Origin of the sequence: Pseudomonas cyclaminis (assembly GCF_015163715.1) — a bacterium.
GTDB lineage: Bacteria > Pseudomonadota > Gammaproteobacteria > Pseudomonadales > Pseudomonadaceae > Aquipseudomonas > Aquipseudomonas cyclaminis.
In genome coordinates this window covers 29,050-41,397 of sequence record NZ_JADDUM010000101.1, presented here as the reverse complement: position 1 = coordinate 41,397, position 12,348 = coordinate 29,050, and the positions used below count along the sequence as shown (strand labels likewise).

Annotated in this window: 8 protein-coding genes and 2 pseudogenes; 8 read left to right on the top strand and 2 right to left on the bottom strand. The window is 61.6% G+C overall.

Annotated features, from left to right (window positions below; translation table 11 throughout):
* Positions 1-119: 119 nt before the first annotated feature.
* Positions 120-1,364: a saccharopine dehydrogenase family protein gene (locus IQK56_RS14355; protein ID WP_122307296.1), complete on the bottom strand. Its 1,245-nt coding sequence runs from the start codon at positions 1,362-1,364 to the stop codon at positions 120-122.
* Between the two features lie 28 nt (positions 1,365-1,392).
* Positions 1,393-2,490 carry a carboxynorspermidine decarboxylase gene (locus tag IQK56_RS14350; RefSeq protein WP_122307297.1) on the bottom strand — a complete coding sequence of 366 codons (1,098 nt, stop codon included), beginning with the start codon at positions 2,488-2,490 and terminating at the stop codon, positions 1,393-1,395.
* Between the two features lie 354 nt (positions 2,491-2,844).
* Here IQK56_RS14350 and IQK56_RS14345 point away from each other — a divergent pair.
* The 8 genes and pseudogenes from IQK56_RS14345 (at position 2,845) to metE (ending at position 12,312) form a co-directional block, all read left to right on the top strand.
* Positions 2,845-3,863, top strand: a pseudogene (locus tag IQK56_RS14345) (LacI family DNA-binding transcriptional regulator).
* Positions 3,847-4,851: an ABC transporter substrate-binding protein gene (locus IQK56_RS14340; protein ID WP_193864028.1), complete on the top strand. Its 1,005-nt coding sequence runs from the start codon at positions 3,847-3,849 to the stop codon at positions 4,849-4,851. The pseudogene IQK56_RS14345 and the gene IQK56_RS14340 overlap by 17 nt, the downstream one beginning before the upstream one ends.
* Positions 4,852-5,669 (top strand): annotated as a pseudogene (locus tag IQK56_RS14335) (ABC transporter permease). It abuts the gene before it with no gap.
* On the top strand, positions 5,666-6,460 hold the full coding sequence (locus IQK56_RS14330) for an ABC transporter permease subunit (RefSeq protein ID WP_193864029.1): 795 nt from the start codon (positions 5,666-5,668) through the stop codon (positions 6,458-6,460). The pseudogene IQK56_RS14335 and the gene IQK56_RS14330 overlap by 4 nt, the downstream one beginning before the upstream one ends.
* The gene (locus tag IQK56_RS14325) at positions 6,457-7,488 is read left to right on the top strand and encodes an ABC transporter ATP-binding protein (protein ID WP_150762532.1); all 1,032 of its coding nucleotides are present in this window, start codon (positions 6,457-6,459) and stop codon (positions 7,486-7,488) included. Before IQK56_RS14330 ends, IQK56_RS14325 begins: the two co-directional genes overlap by 4 nt.
* A 10-nt stretch (positions 7,489-7,498) precedes the next feature.
* A complete protein-coding gene (locus tag IQK56_RS14320; protein ID WP_122307316.1) occupies positions 7,499-8,332 on the top strand; it encodes a phosphodiesterase in 834 nt (277 codons plus the stop codon).
* Between the two features lie 148 nt (positions 8,333-8,480).
* Positions 8,481-9,800, top strand: a complete 1,320-nt coding sequence (locus IQK56_RS14315; protein WP_193901739.1) for an OprD family porin — start codon at positions 8,481-8,483, stop codon at positions 9,798-9,800.
* A 223-nt stretch (positions 9,801-10,023) separates the two neighbouring features.
* A complete protein-coding gene (gene metE / locus IQK56_RS14310) occupies positions 10,024-12,312 on the top strand; it encodes a 5-methyltetrahydropteroyltriglutamate--homocysteine S-methyltransferase (protein ID WP_193862084.1) in 2,289 nt (762 codons plus the stop codon).
* Positions 12,313-12,348: the final 36 nt, after the last annotated feature.

The following is a 12,348-nucleotide window of genomic DNA, read 5'->3' as shown; positions in this document are numbered from 1 at the left end:
GCTCACCACAAAAGCCCCCTCCCACATTTGGATCTTCATTGGTTCTGTAATCGCTACCCACCCCAAACAAAAAATGCGCCCCTGAGGGCGCATTTTTTTGTTCGGTCAGCTATCGCCTGTCAGGCAATCGCATCCCAGGCCCGATCACCTTTCTCGTCCTTGATCCGAGTCGGCAAGCCCATCACGTCCAGCGCTTTCAGGAACGGCTCAGCCGGCAGTTCCTCGACGTTGGCCATGTGTTTCACATCCCACTCGCCACGGGCTACCAGCAGCGCGGCGGCTACCGGTGGGACGCCTGCGGTGTAGGAGATGCCCTGGCTGTCGGTTTCGGCGAAGGCTTCTTCGTGGCAGGCCACGTTGTAGATGAACAGCTCACGCGGCTGGCCGTCCTTGGTGCCTTTGACCAGGTCGCCGATGCAGGTCTTGCCGGTGTAGCCAGGGGCGAGCGAAGACGGGTCGGGCAGTACGGCCTTGACCACTTTCAACGGCACCACTTCCAGGCCTTCGGCAGTCTTGACCGGCTTCTCGGAGAGCAGGCCGAGGTTTTTCAGTACGGTGAACACGTTGATGTAGTGTTCGCCGAAGCTCATCCAGAACCGCACGTTGGGCACGTCGAGGTTTTTCGACAGCGAGTGCACTTCATCGTGACCGGTGAGGTAGAGGTTCTGCGAACCCACGACCGGCAGGTCGTCGGTGCGTTTGACTTCGAACATGGTGTTGCTGGTCCACTGGCTGTTCTGCCAGCTCCACACCTGTCCGGTGAACTCGCGGAAGTTGATTTCCGGGTCGAAGTTGGTGGCAAAGTATTTGCCATGGCTGCCGGCATTGACGTCGAGAATGTCGATCGAATCAATGCGGTCGAAATGCTGTTGCTGCGCCAGCGCGGCATACGCGTTGACGACGCCTGGGTCGAAGCCCACGCCAAGAATGGCGGTGATGTTCTTGTCTTTGCACTCTTGCAGGTGGTTCCACTCGTAGTTGCCGTACCACGGCGGGGTCTCGCAGACCTTGCCCGGCTCTTCGTGGATAGCGGTGTCGAGGTACGCGACGCCCGTGTCGATGCAGGCACGCAGGACCGACATGTTCAGGAACGACGAACCGACGTTGATGACGATCTGCGATTCGGTCTCGCGGATCAGGGCCTTGGTCGCTTCCACGTCCATGGCGTTCAGCGCGAAGGCTTGGATATCGGCGGGAACCTTGAGGCTACCCTTGGCCTTGACGCTGTCGATGATGGCCTGGCATTTGGAGATGTTGCGCGACGCGATAGCAATACGACCGAGTTCGTCGTTGTGCTGCGCGCACTTGTGGGCCACCACCTTGGCGACACCTCCTGCACCAATGATAAGAACGTTCTTTTTCAATTGCTTTCTTTCTCCTATATCCGCCAGCTTACGAAAGGCTGGACAGGTAGTCGTCGTAACCAAATTCACGAACCACTTCGACTGTACCGTCGAGTTGTTTCACTACGATGGACGGCATTTTCAGGCCGTTGAACCAATTTTTCTTGACCATGGTGTAGCCAGCAGTGTCGATGAACGACAGCCGATCGCCGATGGCCAGCGGACGATCAAATTGATACTCGCCGAAGATGTCCCCGGCCAGGCAGGATTTGCCGCACACCATGACCGTGTGTTCACCGTCGCTCGGCGCCAGCTTGGCGTTGAGGCGGTAGATCAGCAGGTCCAGCAGGTGGGCTTCGATGGAGCTGTCGACCACGGCGAGGTTTTTGCCGTTGTACAGGGTGTCGAGCACAGTCACTTCCAGCGAGGCGCTGTTGGTGATCGCCGCTTCGCCGGGTTCCAGGTAGACCTGCACGTCGTACTTCTGCGAGAACGCCTTGAGACGCTGGCAGAAGGCGTCGATGGCATAGCCTTCACCGGTGAAATGGATGCCGCCGCCGAGGCTGACCCAGTTGACCTTGTGCAGCAGCGCGCCGAAGCGTTCTTCGATGGTGTTCAGCATCTGGTCGAACAGGTTGAAATCGCCGTTCTCGCAGTTGTTGTGGAACATGAAGCCGGAGATCTGCTCGATCACGCCTTCGATCTTCACCGGGTCCCATTCGCCCAGGCGGCTGAACGGACGCGCCGGGTCGGCCAGCAGGTAGTCGGAGCTGCTTACCTGCGGGTTGACACGCAGGCCACGGGTCTTGCCCTCGGAACGCTCGGCAAAGCGCTGCAACTGGCTGATCGAGTTGAAGATGATCTTGTCGCAGTTATCCAGCATCTCTTCGATTTCATCGTCGGCCCAGGCCACGCTGTAGGCGTGCGCCTCGCCTTCGAACTTCTGGCGACCGAGCTTCAACTCATACAGCGACGACGAGGTGGTGCCGTCCATGTATTCCTGCATCAGGTCGAACACCGACCAGGTGGCAAAGCACTTGAGCGCCAGCAGGGCCTTGGCGCCGGACTGCTCGCGCACGTAAGCAATCTTCTGCATGTTGACCAGAAGCTTCTGTTTATCGATGAGGTAGTACGGCGTTTTGATCATTTTTGAGAGCCTGCGGCGGTGCCTGCCAAAAAAGGACACGCATTGTGCCCGCACTTGGTCAGGATCGAAAGGTTAGTGAGCGGATTTAGCTGCGCCAGCTTTACGATCCTAACCACTGAGTATGACTATCCATGCATGGACACCGCTCTAATGTGGGAGGGGGCTTGCCCCCGATGGCGGTGTGTCAGCCAGCCTATTCTTTATTGACCTACCGCTATCGGGTGCAAGTCCTCTCCCACATTTGGCCTATGTGACGTTGCTTCACTGCCATCAAACCGTCATCTCTCCACCACCTTCCTGCCACATTCCCCCGTTACTGTCCTCGCCAATGAGATCGATCTCAAGCGAGTTAACATGACTGACCTGAAAGACGTTGCGCGGCTGGCGGGCGTATCCCGCGCTACCGCCGCCCGCACTTTTGCCTCCCCCGACCAGGTGCGCCCGGCGACCCGTGAGCAGGTGTTCGCCGCCGCCCGTGAGTTGGGGTTTCGGCCCAACCTGCTCGGCCGCCAACTGCGCCTCCAAACCACCCAGTTGATCGGTGTGGTGGTGCCTAACCTGCTCAACCCGGTGTTTGCCGAACAGTTCCAGGCCATGGAGCGTGCCGCGCGGTTGCGCGGCTACAGCCTGGTGCTGGCGACCACCGACTACAGCAGCGAGCGCGAGTGCATCGTTGTGGAGGAACTGCTGCGCCAGCGTGTCGATGGCCTGGTGCTGACGGTCACCGATGCCGAAAGCAACAGCGTGCTCAGTAGCCTGAATACCGAAAAGACCCCGTTCGTGCTGGCCTATCACCAACCGAGCAACCCCAACTACAGCGCCGTGTCGGTGGACAACCGTGCGGGCATGGCCTTGGCCACACGCTACCTGCTGGAGGCGGCCATCGACGCATCAGCATGGTCGCCGGCCCCGCCTTGCAGTCCGACCGCGCACGCCTGCGCTATGCCGGTTACTGCGACGCGATGAAGGAATACGGCCTCAAAAGCCGCGCGGTGATCGAAATGCCCGCGCATACCCAGGCCGAATTCGCCGCCATCCAGCCGTACCTCAACGGCCCCGACGCGCCCAGCGCCCTGGTGTGCTCCAACGATTTCCTCGCCATCAGCCTGATCGCCGAGCTGCGCCGCAATGCCTGGAGCGTGCCCGAGCGGCTGTCGGTAATGGGCTTTGACGGCATCGCCCTCGGCACCCAGATGCACCCGACCCTGTGCAGCGTGGTGCAGCCCATCGCGCTGCTGGCGAGCACGGTGATTGACCAACTGCTGGCGCAGATCGCCGGGAATGCCCCGGTTTCCCATTGCCTGCCTTGCCATATCCGGCCGGGCGAAAGTACCCAACCGTTTGAGGAGTCCCTTGATGCGCGCATTCAGTAAAACCCTGGCAGCCGTGCTGCTCTGCGGTGTGGCCAGCCTGGCCCAGGCCGCCGACACCGCAATTTGCTACAACTGCCCGCCGGATTGGGCCGACTGGGGCACCCAGCTCAAGGCCATCGCCGCCAGCACCGGTGTGCAGGTACCGCTGGACAACAAGAACTCCGGCCAGTCCCTGGCGCAACTGGTGGCCGAAAAGGCCGCGCCGGTCGCGGACGTGGTGTATTACGGCGTGACCTTCGGCTTGCAGGCGCAAAAAGCCGGCGTGGTCGATGGTTATAAACCCAAGGGCTGGGAGCAGATCCCCGCCGGGTTGAAAGACCCCGCCGGCCAGTGGTTTGCGATCCACTCCGGCACCTTGGGCATCATGGTCAACGTCGATGCACTGGGTGGCCTGCCGGTGCCGCAAAGCTGGGCCGACCTGCTCAAGCCTGAATACAAAGGCATGGTCGGCTACCTGGACCCGTCCAGCGCCTTCGTCGGTTACGTCTCTGCCGTGGCGATCAACCGCGCCATGGGCGGCGACCTGGACAACTTTGCCCCGGCCATCGACTACTTCCAGAAGCTGGCGAAAAACGCCCCCATCGTGCCCAAGCAGACCGCCTATGCGCGGGTGCTGTCCGGCGAGTTGCCGATCCTGGTGGACTACGACTTCAACGCCTACCGCGCCCGCTACAAAGACAACGCCAACGTGGCCTTCGTGATCCCCAAGGAAGGCAGCATCAGCGTGCCCTATGTGATGAGCCTGGTGGCCAACGCGCCGCACCGCGCCAATGGCGAGAAGGTGCTGGACTTCGTGCTGTCGGACCAGGGCCAGGCACTCTGGGCCAAGGCTTACTTGCGCCCGGTACGCCCGGTGACCATGCCGGCAGACGTCGCCGCGCAGTTCCTGCCCGACAGCGATTACGCCCGCGCCGGTGTGGTGGATTATCAGAAAATGGCCGCTGTGCAGGAAGCCTTCGCCGCCCGTTACCTGAACGAGGTCAAGTAAGTGGCTGCATCGGCAAAACAGGCGGCCTGGGCGCTGGCCCCGGCCTTTGCGGTGCTGCTCGCGTTCTGGCTGCTGCCGCTGGCGCACTTGATGGTGCTCGGCGCCGAAAGCCGTGACAGCCACGGCAGCGGGTATTGGCAGGTGCTCAGTAGCGCGCAGTATCTGGGCAGCCTGGCGCAGACCTGCGTGCTGGCCATCGTCGTGACGTTCACCGCGTTGTTGATCGGTGGCATCAGCGGCGTATTCCTCGCGCGCCAGCAGTTTTTCGGGCGCTCGGCGTTGGTGGCGTTGCTCACGTTTCCCCTTGCGTTTCCCGGGGTGGTGGTGGGCTTCCTGGTGATCCTGTTGGCCGGGCGCCAGGGCCTGCTGGCGTCCCTCGGACTGCAATTGGCCGGTGAACGCTGGATCTTTGCCTACTCGCTGGCCGGGCTGTTTGTCGGCTACCTGTACTTCTCGATTCCCCGCGTGATCCTCACGGTAATGGCCGCGTGCGAAAGCCTCGACGCAGCCTGGAAGAGGCCGCGCATTCGTTGGGAGCAGGGCATTGGCGGGTGGTCTGCGACGTGATCGTGCCGGGCCTGGCGCCGGCGTTGGCGTCCTGCGGCGCGATCTGCTTCGCCACGTCCATGGGCGCCTTCGGCACGGCCTTTACCTTGGGCACGCGCCTGAACGTGACCCCGGTGGCGATCTACAACGTGTTCACCAACTACGCCAACTTTGCCGTCGCCGCCGCGTTGTCGGTAGTGCTCGGCGCGGTGACCTGGGCGGTGTTGTTGCTCACTCGACGCCTGGTGAAAAATGCGGGGACGGTCTTGTGAAGCGCTCATCGCTGTTTGTGATTCAACTGCTGTTCACCTTGCTGGTGTGTGCGTTCGTGTTGGTGCCAGTGCTGATGTCATTGCTGGCCGGGTTGACGCGCAATTTCTTCGTCGGCCTGTCCAGCGGCCTGACCTTCGACTGGTTGATCCAGGTATGGCAGGCCTATTCGCCCACCGTATGGCTGTCGTTGCAATTGGCGCTGGCGTGCGCGGTGTGCGTCTGCGTGATCGGTGTGCCGGCGGCCTATGCGTTGGTGCGTATGAACAACCGCTTCAGCCGTGCCTTCGAAGAATTGATGGTGCTGCCGGTGGCGATGCCGGGGTTGGCCAGTGCGCTGGCGTTGCTGCTCACCTACGGCCAGTTCGGTACGTTTCGCAGCAGTTGGCTGTTCATTCTGGTGGGCCATGTGCTGTTCACCTTGCCGTTCCTGGTGCGCCCGGTGATGGCGGTGATGCAACGCCAGCAATTGCCGGTGCTGGAAGAGGCGGCGGCCAGTCTGGGCGCGGGGCCGATCAAACGTTTTTTCAGTGTGGTGGTGCCCAACTGCCGGGCGGGGATTCTCGCTGGCGTGCTGATGGTGGTGACCTTGTCGCTGGGCGAATTCAACCTGACCTGGATGCTCCACACACCGATGACCAAGACATTGCCCGTGGGCCTGGCCGACAGCTACGCCTCGGCGCGCCTGGAAATCGCCAGCGCCTACACCCTTATCTTTTTGCTGATGATCGTGCCGCTGCTGATTGCGTTGCAGGCCATCAGCGCTCGTTTGTCCCGTGGAGAGCGTCGATGACTGCTATCACTATCCGCCTGCACGGCTGTCGCAAGGCGTTCGCCGACGGCACCGTGGCTGTGCATGACTTGAACCTGACCGTCGAAGGCGGTGAAACCCTGGCGATCCTCGGCCCGTCCGGCTGCGGCAAGACCACCACCTTGCGCCTGATTGCCGGCCTGGAACGCCCGGATGTGGGCCAGGTTTTTTTCGGCACCGATGACGTCACCCGCCTGCCCATCGAGCGCCGCGACGTTGGCATGGTGTTCCAGAACTACGCGCTGTTTCCCAACCTGGATGTGGCCGGCAATATCGTCTACGGCTTGAAGATTCGCGGCATGGCGCCGCTTGCGCGGAACAAGCGCTGCGAGGAATTGCTGGAGCTGGTGGGCCTGCAGAATCATGGCAAGCGCAGCATCCACGAATTGTCCGGTGGGCAGCGTCAGCGCGTGGCCCTGGCCCGTGCCTTGGCGCCGCGCCCCAAAGTGCTGTTGCTGGATGAACCGCTGGCGGCCCTCGATGCGCAATTGCGCGAACGCCTGCGCAGCGAGCTGAATGAACTGCTGCGCGGCCTTGGTATCACCTCGGTATTTGTCACCCACGATCAGGGCGAAGCCATGGCCCTGGGCGATCGTATTCTGGTGATGGAGCACGGCCGTGTCGCGCAACTGGCCAGCCCACGGGAGATCTACCAGCAACCGGCCAATGCGTTTGTCGCCGGTTTTGTCGGCAACCTCAATGCCTTTGTTGTCACCTCGCGAACAGCCCATGGCTTGAAAGTCTGCGGCGGCGAGTTGCCGTGGCAGGCCGCCGACGCGCCCAATACGGTGTACTGCCGCCCCGAACACCTGCGAGTAATGGATAACGAAGGGCACTTGCACGGCCATCTCGTGGCGCAGTTTTTCCAGGGCGCGCAAAGCCGCTTGCTGGTGGATGTGGGCGGCCCGCAACCGCTGCTGGTGGACAGCAGCGACAACCACTTGTACGCCGTCGGCGCGCCGATTGCCCTGGCGATTGCACCGCACATGTTGTTCACCCTGAATGCGTGAGAGTTTGCTTGTGAATCGTCCGTTTCTTGTTGCGCAAATCAGCGACCTGCACCTTAAAGCCGGCCAGCGCCTGACGTATGGGGTGGTCGATACCTTGGGGGCGCTGCGCCGTGCCGTTGACCATCTGAACGCCAGCCAACCACGGCCCGATATCGTGGTGATCAGCGGTGACCTGGTGGACTTCGGCCGCGCCGATGAATACGCCGTACTGCACCCCGAAATCGCGCGCTTGCACATGCCGTGCTACCTGGTGCCCGGCAACCACGACACACGCGCTCCGTTGCTCGAGGCATTCCGTGATCACGCCTATTTGCCATCGTCGGCGGAGGGGCCGTTGGACTGGGTGGTGGACGAGCATCCGCTGCGTTTGATCGGCCTCGACTCGACCATCCCCGGCGGCCATGGCGGGCAGTTGCTGGACAGCCAATTGCAATGGTTGGACGAGCAACTGACGCGACGCCCGGATGCGCCGACGTTGCTGATCCTGCACCATCCGCCGTTTATCAGCGGCATCGGCCATATGGACCGCGAACCTTTTATCAACGCCGCCGCACTGGAAAACGTTGTGTCTCGCCACCCGCAAGTGGAACGCCTGCTGTGCGGGCACCTGCACCGGCCGATGCAGCGACGCTTTGGCGGCAGCTTGAGTTGTGTGTGCCCCGGCACCTCCCATCAGATTGTGCTGGACCTGCAAGACGCCGCGCCCGCGCATTTCAACCTGGAGCCGGCGGGTTATCTGTTGCATCGCTGGGATGCGCAACACGGCTTGATCAGCCACAACGGCGTGTTCGGGGATTACCCGGGGCCGTATCCGTTTTATGACGCTCATGGATTGATTGACTGAGGTTTTACGGAGGTTTCACTTCACTCAACTATGTAACTAAGCAACTGAAAAACCACTGACGCCCCGGTCAAACTCACGTTTGGCCGACGGCATCCTGCTGCCCATTTTTTGCGCTCGGAACTTGGATTCCGCGCCGGAGTTCGTCCTGATGAAAGCCACGTTGAATGTATTAAGTGTATTGACCGGCGGCCTGGGCATTGCCCTGAGCCCCTTGGCGTCTGCTGACTTTTTGAGCGACAGCAAAGCCAACTTGAGCATGCGTAACTTTTACTTCAATAACGACAACCGCGACGGCACGGCGGCACCGTCGAAGACCGAAGAGTGGGGCCAGGCCTTTATCCTCAACTACCAGTCGGGCTTCACCGACGGCACCGTCGGCTTTGGCCTGGACGCCATCGGCATGCTCGGCGTGACCCTTGACAGCAGCGCCGCGCGCCATGTCGGCAGCTCGATGATCCCCACCGAAGACGGCAAGGCCACGGATAACTGGGCCCGTGGCGGCGCCACCGCCAAGGCGCGGTTTGCCAAGACCGAAGCGCGCTACGGCTACCTGCGCCCGAACCTGCCGATCCTGGTGAGCAACGACGGCCGTCTGTTGCCGCAGTCGTTCGAAGGCGGGCAAGTCACCAGCAAGGACATCGACAACCTGACCCTGGTCGGCGGCCAGCTTGAGCACACCACCGGTCGCGGCTCCAGCGACCGCAGTGGCCTGGCAGCGGCGGGCGGTACCCAGGAAAGCAATAAATTCACCTACGCCGGTGCGGACTATCAACTGACCAAGGACCTGATGGTCCAGTACTACTACGCCAACCTCGAAGACTATTACCAACAACATTTCGCCGGGTTGATCCACGTACTGCCGCTGGGCGAATACGGCTCATTGAAAACCGACCTGCGCTACTTCAAGACCGGTTCCGACGGCAAAAACAGTAGCGTGGCCGGCCGTGCCGAGGGCTACAAACTGGGCGGCTATACCAAGAACGGCAACGGTGAAATCGACAACAACACCTGGAGCGCCGCGTTCATCTACTCCCTGGGCCCGCACGCGATCACCGCCGGCTACCAGCAAGTCTCGGACGACAGCAACTTCGCCCAACTCAACCAGGGCGGCCTGGTGAACAAAGGCGAGGGCGGTGCCAGCCTGTACCTTTACACCGACCGTACCGTGCAGACCTTCATCCAGGCCGGCGAACGCACCGCCTTTGCCCAGTACGCCTACGACTTCGCGTCGCTGGGTGTACCCGGCCTGAAGGCCTCGGTGATGTACCTCAAGGGCGAGCACATCCTCACCACCAGCGGCAACGACGCCAGCGAGTGGGAGCGGGACATCTCGTTGGATTATGTGGTGCAGAGCGGCACATTCAAGAACGTCGGGTTCGGCTGGCGTAACGGCGTGTCACGCAGTGAAGTGGCGCGGGATCAGGACCAGAATCGGCTGTTTGTGAGTTATTCGATTCCGTTGATGTAGTACCGCCAAGGACGTTCATCCCTATAGGCGCGAGCGTGCTCGCTCCTATAGGGCGGGGCTAAGTCTGTGCCCGAGTAGGGCGGCTAGACCCGCGATGGGTGGATCTTTTGAATATCTTCAACATGAGAAAATCTTGTGATGGTCTGGAATTAAATGAGTTTGTCTCACGATGAAAGGATGTCGACAATAGCTGCCATATCTATCGACATTGGAGTTGTAAGTCATGGCAGTCGCTCATTCCCTTGGATTTCCGCGCATTGGACGCGATCGTGAACTGAAAAAAGCGCAGGAAGCGTTCTGGAAGGGTGAGCTTGACGAAGCCGGCCTGCGCGCCGTTGGCCGTGACTTGCGCAAAACCCACTGGGATTTGCAAAAACAGGCCGGTATCGAGTTGCTGCCTGCCGGGGATTTCGCCTGGTACGACCAGGTGCTGACCCATTCGCTGATGTTCGGCGTGATTCCCGAGCGCTTTCGCCCGGCGGATGGCAAGGCCACGCTGCACACCCTGTTCGGCATGGCGCGTGGTGTCAGCGACAGTTGCTGCGGCGGTGCCCACGCCCAGGAAATGACCAAGTGGTTCGATACCAACTACCACTACCTGGTGCCGGAATTCAGCGTCGACCAGCAGTTCCACCTGGGCTGGGACCAACTGTTCGAAGAAGTCCAGGAAGCCCGCGAGCTGGGCCACAACGTCAAGCCTGTCGTGATCGGTCCACTCACCTACCTGTGGCTGGGCAAGGCCAAGGGCGGTGACTTCGACAAACTCGACCTGCTGGACCGCCTGCTGCCGTTGTATGGCCAGATCTTCCAGCGTCTGGCGGAACTGGGTGTGGAATGGGTGCAGATCGACGAACCGATCCTGGTGCTCGACCTGCCGCAGGAATGGAAGAACGCGTTTGAACGCGCCTACAACCTGATCCAGCGTGACCCGCTGAAAAAGCTGGTCGCCACTTACTTTGGCGGGTTGGAGGAGAACCTGGGCCTGGCCGCCAACCTGCCGGTCGACGGCCTGCACATCGACCTGGTGCGCGCACCGGAACAGTACCCGACCATCCTCGATCGCCTGCCGGCGTACAAGGTGCTGTCCCTGGGTGTGGTCAACGGCCGCAACGTCTGGCGCTGCGACCTGGAAAACGCCCTGGCAACCTTGCAGCATGCCCATGAAAAACTCGGTGATCGCCTGTGGGTGGCGCCGTCCTGCTCATTGCTGCACAGCCCGGTGGACCTGGGCCGTGAAGACAAGCTCGATGCCGAATTGAAAAGCTGGCTGGCCTTCGCCGTGCAGAAGTGCGCCGAGGTGGCGGTGCTGGCCCAGGCAGTTAACCAGCCTGAAGCGCCCAATGTGCTCGCTGCCCTGACGCACAGCCGCGCCGTGCAGGCCGCCCGTGCCGCGTCGCCGCGTATCCACAAACCGGCGGTCCAGGCGCGCGTTGCCGCCATTACCGCCAAGGACAGCCAGCGCCACTCGCTGTTTGCCCAGCGCATCGAGCAGCAGCGTGCAGGCCTCAACCTGCCGCTGTTCCCGACCACCACCATCGGTTCGTTCCCGCAAACCGCCTCGATCCGCCTGGCGCGCCAGTCGTACAAGGCCGGCAAGTTGAGCGAAGCCGAATACGTCGAAGCGATGCACAGCGAGATCAAGCACGCCGTCGAAGTGCAGGAAAACCTCGGCCTGGATGTGCTGGTGCATGGCGAAGCCGAGCGTAACGACATGGTCGAGTACTTCGCCGAGCAATTGGACGGCTACGTGTTCACGCGCTTCGGCTGGGTGCAGAGCTATGGTTCGCGCTGCGTGAAACCGGCGGTGATCTTCGGCGACCTGAGCCGCCCGAAGGCCATGACGGTGGAGTGGATCCGCTATGCCCAAGGCCTGACCCACAAGGTCATGAAAGGCATGCTGACCGGCCCGGTGACCATGCTGATGTGGTCGTTCCCCCGCGAAGACGTGAGCCGCGAAGTGCAGGCCCGCCAATTGGCCCTGGCCATTCGTGATGAAGTGGTGGACCTGGAAGCGGCCGGCATCAAGATCGTGCAGATCGACGAGGCCGCCTTCCGCGAAGGCCTGCCATTGCGCCAGGCGCAGTGGCAGCCCTACCTGGACTGGGCCACCGAAGTGTTCCGCCTGTGCGCCTCCGGCGTACGGGACGACACCCAGATCCATACGCACATGTGCTACAGCGAATTCAATGATGTAATCGAGTCCATCGCGGCGATGGATGCCGATGTGATCACCATTGAAACTTCACGCTCGGACATGGAGTTGCTGGACGCGTTTGAAGCCTTCGCGTACCCGAATGACATCGGTCCGGGTGTCTACGATATTCACTCGCCACGGGTGCCGGATGCGTCGGAAATGGCCAACCTGCTGCGCAAGGCGGCCAAGCGGATTCCGGCCGAGCGGTTGTGGGTGAACCCGGATTGCGGGTTGAAGACGCGGGGCTGGCCGGAGACTGAAGCGGCATTGATTCATATGGTTACTGCGGCTCGCCAGCTTCGAGCTGAATTGGCTTAGCACGATCAAAAGGTGTGGGGGGGCTTGCCCCCTCCC

Bases quoted from the DNA above. Each gene is read 5' to 3' on its own strand.
- IQK56_RS14350 (WP_122307297.1), bottom strand. From the start codon at position 2,490: ATGATCAAAACGCCGTACTACCTCATCGATAAACAGAAGCTTCTGGTC.
- IQK56_RS14340 (WP_193864028.1), top strand. From the start codon at position 3,847: ATGCGCGCATTCAGTAAAACCCTGGCAGCCGTGCTGCTCTGCGGTGTG.
- IQK56_RS14325 (WP_150762532.1), top strand. From the start codon at position 6,457: ATGACTGCTATCACTATCCGCCTGCACGGCTGTCGCAAGGCGTTCGCC.
- IQK56_RS14315 (WP_193901739.1), top strand. From the start codon at position 8,481: ATGAAAGCCACGTTGAATGTATTAAGTGTATTGACCGGCGGCCTGGGC.
- metE (WP_193862084.1), top strand. From the start codon at position 10,024: ATGGCAGTCGCTCATTCCCTTGGATTTCCGCGCATTGGACGCGATCGT.